The 17,357-nt window shown below is 59.3% G+C and carries 9 protein-coding genes; 3 read left to right on the forward strand and 6 right to left on the reverse strand.

Annotation, left to right across the window (positions count from 1 at the left end; translation table 11 throughout):
• Positions 1 to 198 precede the first annotated feature (198 nt).
• From ACM6I0_RS00150 to ACM6I0_RS00170, 5 genes are all read right to left on the reverse strand, one after another.
• Positions 199 to 1,533 carry a sigma-54-dependent transcriptional regulator gene (locus ACM6I0_RS00150; protein ID WP_285429581.1) on the reverse strand — a complete coding sequence of 445 codons (1,335 nt, stop codon included), beginning with the start codon at positions 1,531 to 1,533 and terminating at the stop codon, positions 199 to 201.
• Complete coding sequence (locus tag ACM6I0_RS00155; RefSeq protein ID WP_285429582.1) at positions 1,527 to 3,293, reverse strand: sensor histidine kinase; 1,767 nt, start codon at positions 3,291 to 3,293, stop codon at positions 1,527 to 1,529. Before ACM6I0_RS00155 ends, ACM6I0_RS00150 begins: the two co-directional genes overlap by 7 nt.
• Positions 3,294 to 3,395: 102 nt before the next feature.
• Positions 3,396 to 6,134: an RHS repeat domain-containing protein gene (locus ACM6I0_RS00160; protein WP_414921214.1), complete on the reverse strand. Its 2,739-nt coding sequence runs from the start codon at positions 6,132 to 6,134 to the stop codon at positions 3,396 to 3,398.
• Positions 6,134 to 10,648 carry a SpvB/TcaC N-terminal domain-containing protein gene (locus ACM6I0_RS00165; RefSeq protein ID WP_414921215.1) on the reverse strand — a complete coding sequence of 1,505 codons (4,515 nt, stop codon included), beginning with the start codon at positions 10,646 to 10,648 and terminating at the stop codon, positions 6,134 to 6,136. The genes ACM6I0_RS00160 and ACM6I0_RS00165 overlap by 1 nt, the downstream gene beginning before the upstream one ends.
• A 236-nt stretch (positions 10,649 to 10,884) precedes the next feature.
• Positions 10,885 to 12,408, reverse strand: coding sequence for a fumarate hydratase (locus tag ACM6I0_RS00170; protein ID WP_285429586.1), 1,524 nt, complete (start codon positions 12,406 to 12,408; stop codon positions 10,885 to 10,887).
• Between the two features lie 354 nt (positions 12,409 to 12,762).
• Here ACM6I0_RS00170 and ACM6I0_RS00175 point away from each other — a divergent pair, with 354 nt between their 5' ends.
• Genes ACM6I0_RS00175 through ACM6I0_RS00185 form a run of 3 tightly spaced genes read left to right on the forward strand, consistent with a single transcriptional unit; the run spans position 12,763 to position 15,578 of the window.
• Positions 12,763 to 13,869, forward strand: coding sequence for a GGDEF domain-containing protein (locus ACM6I0_RS00175; RefSeq protein WP_285429587.1), 1,107 nt, complete (start codon positions 12,763 to 12,765; stop codon positions 13,867 to 13,869).
• Positions 13,862 to 14,797, forward strand: a complete 936-nt coding sequence (locus ACM6I0_RS00180) for an iron-sulfur-binding ferredoxin reductase (protein WP_285429589.1) — start codon at positions 13,862 to 13,864, stop codon at positions 14,795 to 14,797. Before ACM6I0_RS00175 ends, ACM6I0_RS00180 begins: the two co-directional genes overlap by 8 nt.
• Positions 14,798 to 14,828: 31 nt before the next feature.
• On the forward strand, positions 14,829 to 15,578 hold the full coding sequence (locus ACM6I0_RS00185) for an enoyl-CoA hydratase-related protein (RefSeq protein ID WP_414921216.1): 750 nt from the start codon (positions 14,829 to 14,831) through the stop codon (positions 15,576 to 15,578).
• A gap of 191 nt (positions 15,579 to 15,769) precedes the next feature.
• Here ACM6I0_RS00185 and pyk read toward each other — a convergent pair whose 3' ends face one another.
• Positions 15,770 to 17,221 (reverse strand): pyruvate kinase, encoded by a 1,452-nt coding sequence (gene pyk, locus ACM6I0_RS00190; protein WP_414921217.1) that lies wholly within the window; start codon positions 17,219 to 17,221, stop codon positions 15,770 to 15,772.
• Positions 17,222 to 17,357: the final 136 nt, after the last annotated feature.

A 17,357-nucleotide genomic window follows, 5' to 3' on the forward strand; every position in this document is an offset into this window, starting at 1 on the left:
GGTTTTGAAGTTTGAGTGAGCGGAAATCCGCTTATTGGTGAGGGCGCGTGAGCGGAAAATCGCTTACTTGACGGGAGGATTGCTTTGTCTGGCCTGGCCTCATCGCGAGCAGGCTCACTCCCACAGTAGATCGGTGTACGCCGGACCATTGTGGGAGTGAGCCTGCTCGCGATGAGGCCGGAAGAAGCACTGCAAAACTCAGCTGTCTTGCAGGAACATCTCGCGGGTCAGCCCATGCCGCTGCATCTTTTCATTGAAGGTTCGGCGCGGCAGTTGCAGTTCTTCAAGCACGGCTTTCACATCGCCCTTGTGCCGGGTCAACGCCGCGCGCAGGCAGTGCGCTTCGAACGCTTCCGCCTGCGCCGCGAGTGACTGCCCGGGATCGATTCCCATCGGTTCCGGCTCATCCAGCCCCAGCACCTGCCGCTCGGCAACGTTCGCCAGTTCGCGCACATTGCCCGGCCAGTCATGACTCAACAGATGGCTCAGCTGCGGCCCGCTCAACGGTGGAAAAGTCCGTCCCAGACGCTCGGCGGCATTCTGCGCAAACGTTTCGAACAGCAACGGAATATCTTCGCGCCGCTCGCGCAACGGCGGCAGCCGTAATTCGGCGACATTCAGTCGATAGGCCAGATCCTCACGAAAACGCCCGGCCCGCGCTTCATCCAGCAGATCAGGTTTGGTGGCCGCAATGATCCGCAAATCCACGCGAATACTCTGATTAGAGCCCAGTCGCTCAAGCTTCTGCTCTTGCAACACCCGCAGCAGTTTCACCTGTTGGGCCAGCGGCATGCTTTCGATTTCATCGAGAAACAGCGTGCCGCCATCGGCGTATTCAAGCTTGCCGATGCGTTTGCCCGAAGCGCCGGTGAACGCGCCGCTTTCATGGCCAAACAATTCAGCCTCGAACAACTGCTCGGGAATCGCCGCGCAATTGAGCGCCACAAACGGCTTGTCCGCCCGTGGCCCGAAGTCGTGCAGGCAGCGGGCGACCAGCTCTTTGCCGCTGCCGGTTTCACCACGGATCACCACATTGACCGGCAGCGCCGCCAGATCCAGCACCTGCCGACGCAATGTCTGCAAACCACGGGACACGCCCAGCAGCGTCGCGTCGAGCTTGGCGCGGTTGTCCGCCAGCTCATGCAAGGCGCGGTTTTCCAGCACCAGCCGGCGCTTATCCAGCGCCCTGCGCAAACTGCTGAGCAAGGTTTCCGGGCTGAAGGGTTTTTCGAGGAAGTCATACGCGCCATCGCGCATCGCTTCGACCGCCATCGGCACGTCGCCGTGACCGGTCAGCAGAATCACCGGCAAGTCGGCATCGCGGCGCTGAACTTCGGCCAGCAACTCAAGGCCTGTCATGCCGGGCATGCGCACGTCGCTGAGGATCACGCCGGGGAAGTGACCGGGTAAATTCGCCAGGCACTCATCGGCGCGGCTGAACAACTGCACTTCGAAGCCCGACAGGCTCAGCCATTGTTCGACGGCGCTGCGAATACTGCTCTCGTCGTCGACCACCATCACTGAGTTCAGCATGGGCTGTGAACCTCCAGGTCGATGGGCAAGGTCAGGGTGAACATCGCGCCGTTTGCATGATTGTCGGCACTCAGGCGTCCGCCCGATTCGTGAACGATGGCAAACGATACCGCCAAGCCAAGGCCCAGGCCATCGCCCACCGGTTTGGTGGTGAAGAACGGATCGAACACATTCGCCAGGTGTTCTTCGGCGATACCGCCACCGTTGTCGCTGACACTCAGACGCCAGAGTTGTTCGTCGGCCTCGATGCGGATTTCCAGGCGCTTGCAGGGTTTGTCCCGCATGGCGTCCAGGGCATTGCGCAGCAGGTTGATCAGCACCTGCTCCAGCCGAATCGCATCACCGCGCACCCACGCCGGGCGTGTCAGGTGCAGCACGGTGCTGACCTGCTCGTCCCGCAGGCGCGCATCGAGCAATTGCAGCGATTGGTCCACCACCGCCGCCAAATCAAGTCGCTCGCGCAGGCCGCTGGGGCTTTTGCGGGCGAAGGTTTTCAGGTGGCCGGTGAGGGCGGCCATGCGCGTCAGCATGTCATCCACCGGTTTCAAGGCCTTGTAAGCATCGTCGACCCGACCGTGATCGAGCAGCAGGCGCAAGGTCGCCAACTGCATGCGCTGGGCGGTCAGCGGCTGATTGATTTCGTGGGCGAGGGCGGCTGACATCTGGCCGAGGGCCGCGAGTTTGGCCGATTGCACCAGACCGTCCTGAGCGGTGCGCAGGTCTCGGGTGCGTTCTTCGACCAAAAGTTCGAGTTCTTCGCGGCTACGCTGGCGCATTTTTGCCAGGCGCCAGCGCTGATTGAGGAACAGCAACAAAAACACCAGCGCCAGCCACAACCCGGCGGCGGCGAGCGCGGCGTTGCGGCTGTCTTCGAACGCGACTTGCGGGCGACGCAACAGGTGCAAGGTCCAGCCTTCAGTGGCCAGCGGCAGCGACTCCCAGAGGTAATCCGCCGTACCGTCAGGCCCGACAACGCGCATCAGATTGCTATTGTCGTCAAAGTGCTGCAGCGCTTGATGGTCCAGCGGTGTCAGCGGTTGTTTGTCGTATTGGCGGGTGACCTTCAGTTCAGCGTGATCGCTGTCGCTCAGCGGTTTCAGCAAGCGATAGCGCCAGCCCGGCTGATTGGCGATGAAAATGATGCCGCGTGCATCGCTGACCAGCAGCGTGTCGCTGCCCTGACGCCACTCGCGCTCCAGTTCCGGAAACTCGAGCTTCACCACCATCGCGCCGAGAAACTCGCCGTTATCGCCGGTCACCGCGCTGGACAGGAAATACCCTGGAATCCCACTGGTCACGCCTACCGCATAAAAACGCCCGGTGCCCTGGGTGCGGGTCTGGCTGAAATAAGGGCGAAAACCATAGTTGTGGCCGACGTAACTGCTGGGCAAACGCCAATTGCTGGCGGCCACGGCGAGGCCATTACGGTCGAGCAGTTCCAGGGTCGAGGACTGCGCAGCGCCGTTGATTTTTTCCAGTTTGAGATTCAATGCGGCCTGTTGCTCAGCCGATACCGGGCCATTGAGGGCGCCGCGCAACTCTGGGTCCAGTGCCAGCACGGCGGGCAGGGCGCGGTAACGATCGATCAATGTGTGCAAGGAATTGGCGTACAACGCCAATTGCTGGTTGGCGCGGGCGGCGTCCTCGACTAGCGCCTGGCGTTCGGCATGACGCACGGCCAAGCCTGCCGCCAGCGTGGCACCGGCGATGATAAGCAAGGTATACAACGAAAAACGCAAGGTACGGGAAATCGGCAGCATGCTGGCGCAAACAGGTAGAAAGTCGGGCGGGCACCATAGCATGGTGTGCCCGCCGCAAGAGAAAAGGGAGCCAGAAGTTGTGGGTCCCGAATGCCCTATTTGTTAAACATAAACACTCCGCCTGGACGCTGTGCTGGAGCGCAACGGTATCCGATTCAGGGATGACCTGTTGCGCACGCTGCCGGAGCCTTGAGAGGCATCAGAGTTTCGACGCGAGGAGGCGCCGCTCACACTGTCGAGACCCGGCCTCAATCGAGTGATTTTCTCAAGCATCCCCATGGTATTCCACGTAATGCCAGTCAAGCTTTCGACCTCCAGTACCTGATCACGGAGCGCGGTCTGCGCTTTCACGGTGACCTCGTCCAGCAAACTTTGTTCGGCAATCAGTCTGTTGATGGTGGTGCTCATTTCACCGGCCTTGGCTTTTTTCTCAGCTTTTTCTTTGGTGCCTCTGAACTCGTCAACATAACCGCCGACTATCGGCCCCAGCGCAACACCAACCACTGCACCGGCCAGGGTCACGCCGGTGTTGATCATATTAAAGTGCCGGTTGACCTCTTGGGTCACGTCTTTTGGAGGCATCGAGCCATCTCCCTCTGGATCCCACGTGCCAGCAGGTGACCAACCGGGGTTAAACAGAGTTGCTTGTACGGTCAACTGTACGGCCGCCGTGAGAATGGTCGAAACGACTGCTGCGTTAGCAGGACTTGAAGTTCCGGTCGGAAGCAAGGCTAATCCGGCTCGCGAGTTAACCGTCCACAAAGTGGCTCGCTTCAACCATGAACCTTCAGGCTCAGGTTCAGGCGGTAGCGTGCCGGGAGGATTCTCCCGGGGATTGTCTACCAGCGCAGGGCTGTCAGAGAGGCTCATCGTACTGCCTGCGATTGAGCTGGTACTGGACAAAGACGAGGGGCCCATCGAAATGGTGGTTTGTTGAAGATTTTGCGAAGCCGGGCTCTTCATCCCCCCTTGGTCATCAACAAAGTTTATCGGGTTGTTTCCTACCATTTGATATGGATTCAAACCGTCCACGGTTCCCAACGGATCGGGATTGATCCACCGCCATAACCATGGCGCGTAATAGCGCAGCCCATAGTAATAAAGGCCACAGGCATCCATTTCCTTGCCGGAAAAACGGATGGTTTTGTAGGCGACCTCCAGCAAGGAAATCGCTATCAACCAAGCCGTGCCGCCAAACGGGTAATAGCCTTCGTGGCTGATCAGTCTTGCGTGTTGATCAAGTTCCATCAGGCTGGAACCCAAGTGGTCATGGAGGCTATATCGCAGCTGATTCTTATCGATCCCTTCAGGTTTTTTGTTGATCCAATGCAGGCAACGTACGTTGCCACGACCACCCGGCACGGTGATGACGTGCAGTTCCTCGCCGTTGTCACGGGTGCGGATTTCCAGTCCCCGCAGGTAGATCACCTGGTGAAAATGCGTGGTGGTCGCCGTATGGGTTTCATGTCGCTTGTAAACCCGAACGCCCTGGCTGTAGAGATAGCATTCTTCGTCGTTACGACCGTCGTCGCGTTCGACCAGCGTCACCGAAGCCAACTGATCGCGGGTGTTCCAGTGCAGCGGCCGCCCCAGGTGCAATTGCTGGAGATTGCCATGGCGGTCAAACAAGGTGTCGAAATCCGGTTCGGGATCACCCGCTTTCCAGCGCACACCACGGTTGCTGGTCGAGTCGATGCGCATATGGTGGGTGTAGCCGCCCACCGCGCGATCATGGTTCAACTTGATCAGGTGGCCGCCAAGGTCGTAGGTGTAAGTCTGCTTGTAATTGAGGTGGTTGTTGGGATCGCTCGGGGAAGGTCGGCCCGGCAGCTCGGCACTCGGGGCGGCGTCATGGCCGGTGGCGCTGGTCACTTGGTACAGCGAGTCGTAGGTGAATTCGCGGTGACCATCGATGAGTTGGTTGGCGAAGTGCACTGGTTTAAAGGTGAGGTCGTCGATGCGCAGAGGGTTACCGACCGGGTCGTAAAGGTATTGGAAGTGCTGCAGCAGTGCTTGCCCGGGAACACCGGCGCTCATGCTGTCCAGCTGACCATTGGCCTCGTCGTACCTCCAGGTGCTGACCACGTGGTTTCCGGCAATTTGCTCAACGATCTGGCCGGCGGCATTGTACCGGGCGTTTTCAAGCACGGTTTGCCAAGGGGCCGTGGGATCAAGCCGCAGATGAACCTGATGTAATTGCCCGGCCCTGTCGTACCGCATTTGTTGCTGATGTGCACCGGCATCGGTCTGGGCCACGACCACACCGAGCGGGCCGAAGGTTCGGCTGCTGGTGAAGGTGCCCCCCTCGGTGATCATTTGGCTGTCGCGCAGAGGATGGCCGTGCAGGCTGAAGCTGCTGTACTCGGATACACATGCGGCATCGACTTGCCTGATCGGTCGGCCGCACAGGTTGTAGGCAGCATCGGCCGATGAGTCGGCGTAGGTATTGCTCTGGACGATGCCCTGATCGTTCTCTTCAAGCGTGAGCATACGCAACTGATTGTCGTAGGTGCTGTGCCAACGGTTGCCCCGTCCGTCCCAGCGCCGAAGGGTTTCACCCGCCAGCCCGGCCAGGATTGTGCGTTCGCCGCTATCAACGCTGCCGACTCTCACCGCTTGCCCGGCCAGTCCGTAAATTGCCGTCATATTGGGTTTGGGGGCATCAACCAGTCGCGCGTCCCGTTGCTCCACCCGCCTGCCGATAACATCAAAGTGTTGCCGGGTAATGAGCGTTTCCACGGGACCGCCCGCCACCGTGCGCCAATAGGCAATCTTGCGGACTGCCAGGCCCCGCGAGTCAAAGGATTTCACTGACGGTGTTTGCCAGTCGACAGTGGACATCATCGATTCCCCGTCTTGAGTCCTTTCGCGTCCGGCCCAACGTAAGTGTCATTGAAGTCCAGGTTGGTGATGTACCAGGGATGATTGACGACGAGCGCAGTATCCCCCTTGGCGTTGATGATCTTGATGAGGCGACCCATTACGTCGTAGAAGCTTTTATCGTGATGGCCGAATACCTTGAAGCAATCGTCATTGATGTAGCCGTAAGCGTTGGCGAAATAGGGGCGATAGGTTCGTACGGGTAATCCCTTGTTGTTGTATTCCACGCGTTCGCTGATGCGCCAGCGTTGATCGGCGTGTGCAATCTTTGGCTTGCCGTCCTCGATGACCAGTTTGCCGTTTTCCACGACATAAGCCTCACCGGGCTCGACGCGTTGCTGAGTTTGCAAGGGTCGTTCAAAACCGTCGACCAATGACAGGGTGATGTGGATATTCGCTGGAACATCATCACCCGGGTACCGATCAGCACTCAGGCGGACGCTGTGCACCGGCATGCGATCGACGGTATGCAACAAATCATTTAACGCTTGTTCCTCCGGCGTGCGCGTTCGGATCCTGGCCAGGCGCCTGCGGGCACTGGCGCGAATGTGGCCGCTGGGTAACACGTAACCGTTGTTGATCCACTCGTTCAGCCATTCGGTTTTTTGTCTGGCCGATACGGGCAATATGCCCATCCAACAGTGAAGATCCGTGCGCAAGGTGCTGGCCGCTTTTTGCAGCTCATCTTCAGGGTGCTCGATTGCCGTGTCGGGGCTTAAGTCTCCGCTGGGGACATAGTTTCTGATGAAGTCAAAGCCGACGGGTATAGCGTTTTCTGTGCCGTGAAAAGTGTGGGTGTGCACACCGGAAGGACCGTTATAAGCTTCCTCAGTATTATCGTTGGCGTCGGTGATGCTCTTCGTTAGCCCTGAGAAGTAATCCTGCTCGAAGTGAGTGGTGCAGCCATCCGGCTGCTCGACGCTTTTGATCACCAGACAGTACTCGTCATATTGCGCCTTGGTTATACCGTGGCTTTGCGTTTCGTTGTATTTGAACACTCGGTAGAATTTATCGAGGCCAGCATACGTAGCAAAGTTGTGTAGGGCAGACCAAAGATTTCTCTGTTCGTCCTCCACTTTGTCGGCCGTGTCGTCCGTGCCCAGAAGCAGCTCCATGGGCAGATATCCAATGTTCGCAAGTTCTGCCCGGATATCGATCGGGGGCGTTACGTTGCCGTAGACCTCCAGCGCGTTCTTGTCCAGATAAGCGATTTCCATCGTCCCTCGCAAAGCCTGTAAACAGGCTTTGTCCTTCGGCAACTCGTCATTGTTCGTGTCGACGTAGAGTTGCACCGATTGCGCGGTCAGTTCCCGCACAGCGGCCCATTCGAGGGACTCGAATGAATCCAGGAAGTCCTTATAAGAAATTTTTTCGGGGTTGAGACCCGATGGTGCTGTTCCTTTTGGCAAAACCAATGCGTTGCCGCGTTGCAGAAACGGCAGACCAATCCGCCAGCCCTGCAGGTCGACCAAGTGAATGAATTGGGCGCGGGTTTCGCTCAGGTAATAAGACTGTTGTGCTCGGTCATGTGCATCGAGCCACCATTTCATTTCGTCGGGGTCTGTGGAAGGTGGATCATCCTTTTCGGTCTTGCGTCGGGCGTAACTGACCGTGAAGCTGTGGGTGGGCAGGCCGAATCCGTCTCGCTTCAAATTGATGACGTGGCGGCACAATGGGTCTTCGACGATACGTTCGTAACGGTAGCTGATGTTCTCCAGCAGTGATGCCATCAACACCGAGTCGGGGTGGTGGCCGCGCTCACGCACTTCGCGCACGATGTAACGATTTTGCTCCACCAGAATGGGAGTGTCGGTGTCTGCGTCTTTCTCCGCTCTGGTTTCGACTCTCAATACGGAACCTGCGAGGGCGCGGGCGATTTCGCGGGCAATGCCCTCGTCGGCCGGCGTAATGATCTCTTCGCAATCGTCGACCGGGTGATACCGACAAAACAGCGTGTCATCCAGGCGGTGTGCCTTATCGTCAAGATTGAAATATCCATCGCGAGATGCATCAATCGTTCTGCCTGTGTGATACCAGATGTCAAGCAGCGCCGATTCGGTGAAACCGGTGTCGTCGTCATCTGACGCACTTTCACTGTCGGTTTGGCGCACGCGGCCGAAGCCCCGGAATTCGCGATCCGTACTGTCGTAGTAGCCCTCGAAATAACTGAAAAACTGATTCAGGCAATTGCCGGTGATTTCGTCGAGCTGGGTCTGTTGATTGACGACTTGCACGGCAAACGGCAGGTAACACACGGGAAGTCGCTTGAGTTTGAGGATGCGCTGTTTTTCATCCAGCCAGAATTGCGCAGAACTTCTATACACCGCCTCGGTGAAACACCCCATGTTGTTATTGCTCGATGCCAGCAAATAGGGCTTGGCGCTGACAAAGTCATAACGCCAGTGTTGGGGCTTAATGTGCGTCACGGTCAGGATCAGGCTGGCGCAACCGAGCCCTTGCAGGTCGGCGAAGGTGACTTGGCACAGGTTGTCGTAACGCACGTCTTCGGGCCACGAGACCTCGATGGGTGTCTTTTCGAAACCGTTGCCGCTGCGGTTGAGGTAAATCTCAAAGTGATCCGATTTGAGATAGATCAGCGCCGGAGCGCCGGACCCGTTCAGGTCCGCGATGCGCACCCGGTTCGCGTCGAATGTTTCGTACTCGAAAACGGGACCTTCGATAACAATGCCGGTGCCAAATTTCCCATGCCCGAGGTTTGGCCAGCATTTGATTTCGTTGTGACGAATGCGGCACAACCCGGTCATGTCGCTACCGAGCAGGTTGCCCAGAAACACCAGCTCAGTGGGTGAGTTGCTGATCAACGGCAGACGGTCATCGGCCGGCTCATGAGCGACGTCTTCGCCTTTGGCAAAACCGTCTTCGCGCCGGTTGGCGTAAAGGCGTACAGCGTTGGGCCCGATCAGGGCCAGGGAGTTGAGCCCGTCTCCGGTAAAGTCGCCCAGTTGCGAAAAAACGTTGAAAAACTCCACCGGGAACGCCGTGAACGGAATGAAGCCGGACCAGGTTTTATCCGGGTTCAGCGTATAAAAACCACACATTCCCGGCTCGGCAATAATCCAGTTCAGACGGCCTTCGCCGGTCAGGTCCATCAGGGCCTGATGCGCCTCCTTATTGCGGTTGGCGACCGGGATCTTTTTCAGGGCTGTCCAGGGGCCATACGTGATGTGATCGACATTGTCCGCGCCACGCAGCGGTTCGCGGTAATACCAGCATTGGTCATAGCAACACAGAAAGCCGGGAATGCTTTCGCCGAACAGATCAACACATTGATATGTCTGTCCATCCTCGATTGCCGGCATGACCTCGAACGGGAAAAATGCGCTTGGCTGCTTGTTGAGTTCGAAGGATGAGTATTCGAATTCCACCGGCGGCGAGGACTCCATCAGTCCGCTGGCGTCGTACGCCTGATAATGCGCCGCTGTGATCTGACTGTAGGGCCAGAGGTTGGTGTAGTCCGAGTACTCCAGCAGCAAGCGGCGCACCAGCACAGGTTTATCACCCAGTTGCGTAAAACTGTGGAACATCAGCACCTGCTGGCAGAGGCGCCGGGTGCCCACTTCAAAGCCTCGCCCATAGGACGAAAACGGGTCGTTACGGACTAACCAAGGCTCGAGTGTCGCGCCGTCATAAACCGGTTTTTCAGTCAGGCCCAGCGTACGTTCGCCGTAATCGAATACCACGTGAAAAAGCCATGAAGGTGGTGCTGACGTCGAGACATCCCAGCCGTACAACTGGTCGCTTGCCTGAACATTGCCATACAGCACCCGATGCAAATATCGCTGGGCCCGGTAGTCATGCGGGTCAGGAAGCTCGTCCTGTTTCTCTGACAGGTACTGGTAGCAAATATGCTCGCCAAGGGCGTTCATGCTTTCCTGCAACAGCCATGTCGCCACATGGAGTGGGGCTTGCGGGTCGACCACGCGGGAGCTGTCGTCTTTGCCGAAAAGGTGCAGGCTGCCGTCGGCGCCGTGCACCAGCCAGAAGCCCTCGGGTGTTAAGTCGGAGCGCCAGAATTCGATGAGCTCGAATGTCTGTTCGACCCGAGGCCTATAACGCACCACTGTATGTTTGCCAACGAGTTGACCACGGTATTCGGACACCTCTGTGAACTCGATCTTGCCCTCGTCGTCACGATCGGGCATCACCTCCTGCCCCAAGTGGTTGATGAACACATCCTTGTCGTCGCGATAACGTGGCACGCCCTTGTCCGTCTGGCGGGTAAAGGCCTGAAGGTTCAAGCGCCAACCGATACCGAACGGACCGTTTCCCGACTGGCTGCTGTAACTCAGTGTGAGCTGAGGATCCCAGCCACGGCCCTGTGACAAGGGCAGAGGCAATGCAAAGGAAGTGGCTCCCGTCGACCCCGTCGTACCCCAGCTACTGGCGATGGTGGCGATTGAAGCGCTCTTGGCGATGGTAGGTTCAGTGATGCTCAGGGACGCTTGTTCTTGCATGGGGCTGATCCTGTTTTGGCCTGACGCTGTTGCGTGGCAACGGTGTCGCGGGATAGGTCAGACGCTAACAAGATGGGCGGCATTCGTAACCTGTCAGATCTGACAGGTCGGAAAGGATTTTCTAGATCGAATCGCTGTAAGAAGAAGGCTTTTAATGCCGATAAAGGTTATGCGTTAACAAAAAAAACGACCGGATCGTCATCTGACGAACCGGCCGTTGGGGTCAATCTAAGCGCTTACTGCACTTCGACTGCCAGGCTTTCACTGATCTTTTTCTGCCAGATGGCTGGACCGGTGATGTGTACCGACTCGCCCTTGCTATCAACCGCAACGGTCACCGGCATGTCTTTGACGTCGAACTCGTAGATCGCTTCCATGCCCAGTTCGGCGAATGCCACCACGCGGGATTTCTTGATGGCTTGCGCCACCAGGTAAGCCGCGCCGCCGACTGCCATCAGGTAAACGGCTTTGTGGTCCTTGATCGCTTCGATTGCGGTCGGGCCGCGCTCGGATTTGCCGATCATGCCCAGCAGGCCGGTTTGCTCGAGGATCTGACGGGTGAACTTGTCCATCCGCGTTGCGGTGGTCGGACCGGCAGGGCCCACCACTTCTTCGCGCACCGGATCAACCGGGCCGACGTAGTAGATGAAGCGACCTTTGAGGTCCACCGGCAGGGTTTCGCCCTTGTTCAGCATCTCGACCATGCGCTTGTGCGCGGCGTCGCGACCGGTGAGCATCTTGCCGTTGAGCAGGACGGTTTCGCCCGGCTTCCAGCTCTGCACTTCTTCTGGCGTCAGGGTGTCGAGGTTGACACGACGGGCCGATGGGCCGGCTTCCCAGACGATTTCCGGGTAGGCGTCCAGCGGTGGTGCTTCCAAGGATGCCGGGCCGGAACCGTCGAGCACGAAGTGCGCGTGACGGGTGGCGGCGCAGTTGGGGATCATGCACACCGGCAACGAGGCGGCGTGGGTCGGGTAATCCATGATCTTCACGTCGAGCACGGTGGTCAGGCCACCCAGGCCCTGGGCGCCGATGCCCAGTTGGTTGACCTTCTCGAACAGCTCCAGGCGCATCTCTTCGATACGGTTCTGTGGGCCGCGTGCCTTGAGTTCGTGAATGTCGATGGATTCCATCAACACTTCCTTGGCCATCACGGCGGCTTTCTCGGCGGTGCCGCCGATGCCGATGCCGAGCATGCCCGGTGGGCACCAGCCGGCGCCCATGGTCGGAACGGTTTTCAACACCCAGTCGACGATCGAGTCGGACGGGTTGAGCATGGCCATCTTCGACTTGTTCTCGGAACCGCCGCCCTTGGCTGCCACGTCCACTTCCACGGTGTTACCCGGAACGATGGAGTAGTGGATGACGGCCGGAGTGTTGTCCTTGGTGTTTTTACGAGCGCCCGCCGGGTCGGCGAGGATCGAGGCACGCAGGACGTTTTCCGGCAGGTTGTAAGCCTGGCGCACGCCTTGGTTGATCATGTCGTCCAGGCTCATGGTGGCGCCATCCCAGCGCACGTCCATGCCTACGCGAACGAAGACGGTGACGATGCCGGTGTCCTGGCAGATCGGGCGGTGGCCGGTGGCGCACATCCGCGAGTTGATCAGGATTTGCGCGATGGAGTCGCGGGCTGCCGGCGATTCTTCGCGCAGGTAGGCCTCGTGCATCGCCTGGATGAAGTCAACCGGGTGGTAATAGGAAATGAACTGCAGGGCGTCGGCAACGCTCTGTATCAGGTCGTCTTGCTTGATCACGGTCATGAGTCGCGCTCCTCTAAAAGACGGGAACATTCAATAAGGTGCCTGCGGCTTGGGTGTATCGGTCGATCGCAGACACCTTTCAAGGCACGCCGGGCATGCTGGCGCGACGCTAAAAAGGCGCGGCAGTATAACGCGCCTCGCTGGCGGGTACACGCGCCAACGGTCAATCGTTGGTCGCATACCGCCCACAAGTTCTGGGCAGAGACCAGGACTCAGATGAAACGGGACATGCTTTTGACGCCAGTTTTTTGCCCCGAAAATTGAATGGTCATTTGTCAGACACCCCACTAAAGTGGCATTCGGTCTGTAGAGTAGGACACTCGATCAGCCTCCTTTCGCACGGTGAGTCAACGATTGACCCATAACGCCATCCAACGGCTTTTGCTCAAACGCTTTGCCCTCGCAGCCGGCACTTACGCCCTGGCTCTGGTATTGCTGTGGCTGGCTTTTTTCACCGGGCATTACGATCAACCGTTGAGCAACGTGGCCGTCGGCAGTGCGCTGGTGGTGATCAGCCAGGCCGCGTTGTTCGCGATGTTTTTCAGCGGCTGCAACCTTAAGTGCGCCGACCCGAGCCTGACCGAAGTGCAAGTGTTGATGGGCCTGGGGTGGCAGACATGGCTGATCGCCAATCTGGATGTAGCCCGCGGTGCGTTTCTGGTGTTCTACGTACTGATTCTGCTGTTCGGCCTGTTTCATCTTTCGCGCCGGGCCTTTTTGCGCTGCACGCTGCTGGTGTTTTTCAGTTTCAGCGCAATCACGCTCTGGGAGGGTTACCACTTCCAGCTGACCGATCCTGCGCTGGCCGCGCTGCAGGTGTGCGTGCTGTTCATCGTGCTGGTGTGGCTGGAGCTGTATGCCCGTTACGTCCAGGCTTCGCGCCAGCGTATGCGCCAACGTCGATTTGCCTTGCAGGCGCACCAGGACACCCTTCGCGGGATGATGCGCCAGCTCGAAGACCTGGTCGCGACCGACGAACTCACCGGGCTGTTCAACCGCCGCCATTTCCTGCGCCTGGCCTCTCGAGAGCTTAAAGCCATGGACGCGGGCATAGTGCACGGCCTGGCCTTGATCGACCTCGACCACTTCAAACGCATCAACGATGTTCACGGGCATGCCGCGGGTGATCAGGTGCTGCAAGCTTTTGCGGCGGTGGCCAGCGCGTGCCTGCGCGATGGCGATGTGCTGGCCCGTTATGGCGGCGAAGAGTTTGTGGTGCTGTTGCCCGACTGCAATGCCGAGCGGCTGACCTCCTGCTGTGAACGACTGCGCATCGCCTTCACCGACGTCGAGTTGATCGGCCTGAAAGTGGGCAACCTCAGTTTGTCCGCAGGCATGACGCTGCTGGAGCTCGGTGACGATCTGGACGACGCGTTGCAGCGAGCCGATCAGGCGCTTTACCGGGCCAAACGCGACGGCCGCAATCGTTGCGCGGCGGCGTGGGAGAACGTCGATGCCTGAGTTGCGTGTCGGCGAGCGCCTGTGGTCTGTGGCGCCGGGCAGCAACCTGCTCGATGCCCTGAATCAAAACGGCGTGGCCGTGCCCTACAGTTGTCGCGCCGGCAGTTGTCATGCCTGCCTGGTGCAATGCGTCCAAGGATTGCCCAGCGACAGCCGTCCCGATGCCTTGAGCGCCGAGCAACGTCAGCAGGGCTGGCGTCTGGCGTGCCAGTGCCAGGTGGTCGAAGACCTGCAGGTGCACGCGTTTGATCCGCAGGTGGACGGTCGCCCGGCCAAGGTCGCTGCGGTCGATTGGTTGAGCACCAGTGTGTTGCGTTTGCGCCTGACAACCGAGCGTCCGTTGCGCTACAGCGCCGGGCAGCATCTGGTGTTGTGGGCGGGCAACGTGGCCCGGCCCTATTCCCTGGCCAGTCTGCCGGAAGAAGACCGCTTTCTGGAGTTCCACCTCGATTGTCGCCAGCCGGGAGCGTTCAGCAACGCGGCCCGCCAGCTGAAAATCGGCGATACGATCCGCCTCGGCGAACTGCGTGGCGGGGCGTTGCACTATGACCCGGACTGGCACACCCGGCCCCTGTGGCTGCTGGCCGCCGGCACTGGGTTGGCGCCACTGTTCGGCGTGCTGCGCGAAGCGCTGCGTCAGGATCACCAAGGCGCCATCCGCGTCATTCACCTGGCCCATGAGGCGAGCGAGCATTACCTCGCCAAACCGCTGCAAGCCATGGCTGATGGGCGTTCCAACCTCAGTGTCGAGTTCTGGACCCCGGCCGGGTTGCCGCAGGCATTGGCGCAACTGCGGCTTGTTTCCCGGCAAACCCTGGCCTTAGTCTGCGGAGCCCCCGACAGTGTCGATGCCTTTGCCCGGCGTTTGTACCTGGCCGGATTGCCGCGCAACCAACTGCTGGCGGATGTCTTTGTTCCCCGTGGTTGAGCGCTGATCGTTTAACGACGCGAGACTCGCCATGCCCAATGCCATTGAAGTTGAACGCGAGCGCGGTCTGCTGACCCTGCGCCTGAATCGCCCCGAGAAGAAAAACGCCCTGACCCGCGCCATGTACAGTCACTTGGCCGAGGCGCTCAAGCAGGCCGATGCCGACCCTGAAATCAACGCCGTGCTGGTCACCGGCAGCGCCGAGTGTTTCACCGCTGGCAACGACATCGCCGACTTCATCCAGCAACCGCCGGGCAACCTCGACAGCCCAGTGTTCCACTTCATGCTCAATTTGCTGGAATGCCGCAAACCGGTGATCGCTGCGGTGGCGGGCGCGGCGGTGGGGATCGGCACAACCATGCTGCTGCATTGCGATCTGGTGTATGTCAGTCGTGATGCAAGGTTGCGTATGCCGTTCGTCAATCTTGGCTTATGCCCGGAGTTCGGCTCCAGCCTGATCCTGCCCCGAATGCTCGGCCATGCCAAAGCGGCGGAGCTGTTGCTGCTGGGTGAAGGTTTCAGTGGCGAACAAGCCGCGCAGTGGGGCATTGCGACCGAGGCGCTGGGCAGCGGCGAAGCAACGTTGGCCAAGGCGCGGGAGATGGCGTTGCGCTTTGAGTCGTTGCCACCGGAGGCGGTGCGCATCAGCAAGCAATTGATGAAAGCGCCGGACCGGGAGTTGTTGCGCAAAGTGATAGAAGAAGAGGGCGCGTTATTCACGCAGCGGTTGCGTTCGCCGGAGGCGATGGCGGCGTTGTCGGCCTTTATCAATCGGCATTGAATAATGCGGTGACTGGGTGACGCCATCGCGAGCAGGCTCGCTCCCACATTGGATCTGTGGCGTTTCACAAATCCCCTGTGGGAGCGAGCCTGCTCGCGATGGGGTCAGTCCAAACAACACATCTTCCGGACCAGAAACCAAAAAGCCCCGCCATTCACATGGCGGGGCTTTTGTTTTCAGCAACCGGTCACTCAGACCATCGGGTCGCCAACGTGCAGGATTTTCATCCCGTTGGTGCCGCCAATGGTGTGGTAGCTGTCGCCCTTGGTCAGGATGACCCAGTCGCCTTGCTGGACTACGCCGCGTTTGAGCAACTCGTCCACCGCGGCCTGGCTGACTTGCTCAGGCGGCAAGGAAGCCGGGTCGAACGGTACGGTGTAGACGCCACGGAACATGGCCGCGCGGGCCTGGGTTTCGCGGTGCGGGGAGAACGCATAGATCGGCACCGAAGAACGGATGCGCGACATGATCAACGGCGTGTAGCCACTTTCGGTCAAGGCGATGATCGCCTTCACGCCCGGGAAGTGGTTGGCGGTGTACATGGCCGCCAGCGCGATGCTCTGGTCGCAGCTTTCGAAGACCTTGCCGATGCGGTGGCTGGAGGTCTTGCTGGTCGGGTGCTTTTCAGCGCCGACGCAGATGCGCGCCATCGCCTGCACAGCTTCCAGCGGATACAGACCGGCAGCACTTTCCGCCGACAGCATTACGGCGTCGGTGTAGTCGAGCACGGCGTTGGCCACGTCGGACACTTCGGCGCGAGTCGGCATCGGGTTCTGGATCATCGACTCCATCATCTGGGTCGCCACGATCACTGCCTTGTTGTGGCGGCGTGCATGCAGAATGATTTTCTTCTGAATGCCCACCAGCTCGGCGTCGCCGATTTCCACACCCAAATCACCACGGGCAACCATGACCGCGTCGGACGCCTGGATCAGCGCGTCGAGGGTTTCATCGTCGGCCACGGCTTCGGCGCGTTCGATCTTCGCCACCAGCCAGGCGGTACCGCCGGCCTCGTCGCGCAGTTGACGGGCGTATTCCATGTCGGCAGCGTCACGCGGGAAGGACACGGCGAGGTAGTCGACTTCCATCTCGGCGGCGAGCTTGATGTCGGCCTTGTCTTTCTCGGTCAGAGCCGGTGCGGTCAAACCACCGCCGCGACGGTTGATGCCTTTATGGTCCGACAGCGGACCGCCAATCAGCACGGTGCAGTTCAGCTCGGTGGCGGTGGCGGTATCGACGCGCATCACCACGCGGCCGTCGTCGAGCAGCAGCTCGTCGCCCACGCCGCAGTCTTTCACCAGGTCCGGGTAGTCGATGCCGACCACTTGCTGGTTGCCTTCGGTCAGAGGATGGCTGGTGGAGAAGGTGAATTGATCACCGATCTTCAGCTCGATCTTCTTGTTGGCGAATTTGGCGATACGGATTTTCGGGCCTTGCAGGTCACCCAGCAGGGCGACGAAGCGGCCGTGCTTGGCGGCGAGGTCACGCACCAGCTTCGCGCGAGCCTTGTGCTCGTCGGGGGTGCCGTGGGAGAAGTTCAGGCGGGCGACGTCCAGGCCAGCCAGAATCAGCTGTTCGAGAACTTCCGGCGAGTTACTGGCCGGGCCAAGGGTAGCGACGATTTTGGTGCGACGGACGGACATTCAAAGACTCCTGAGTTCAAGCGCTGAGTGAGGCTACTATGGTCTCGGGGTGTAGTCATTGTTCGTTTGCACTACTTTTTGTGAAGAGCTTTGTTATTCGCTTGTTTATTGAAACGAACATTCCTGAAGATTTCAC

The organism is Pseudomonas sp. IT-P294 (assembly GCF_949767865.1).
Classification (GTDB): domain Bacteria; phylum Pseudomonadota; class Gammaproteobacteria; order Pseudomonadales; family Pseudomonadaceae; genus Aquipseudomonas.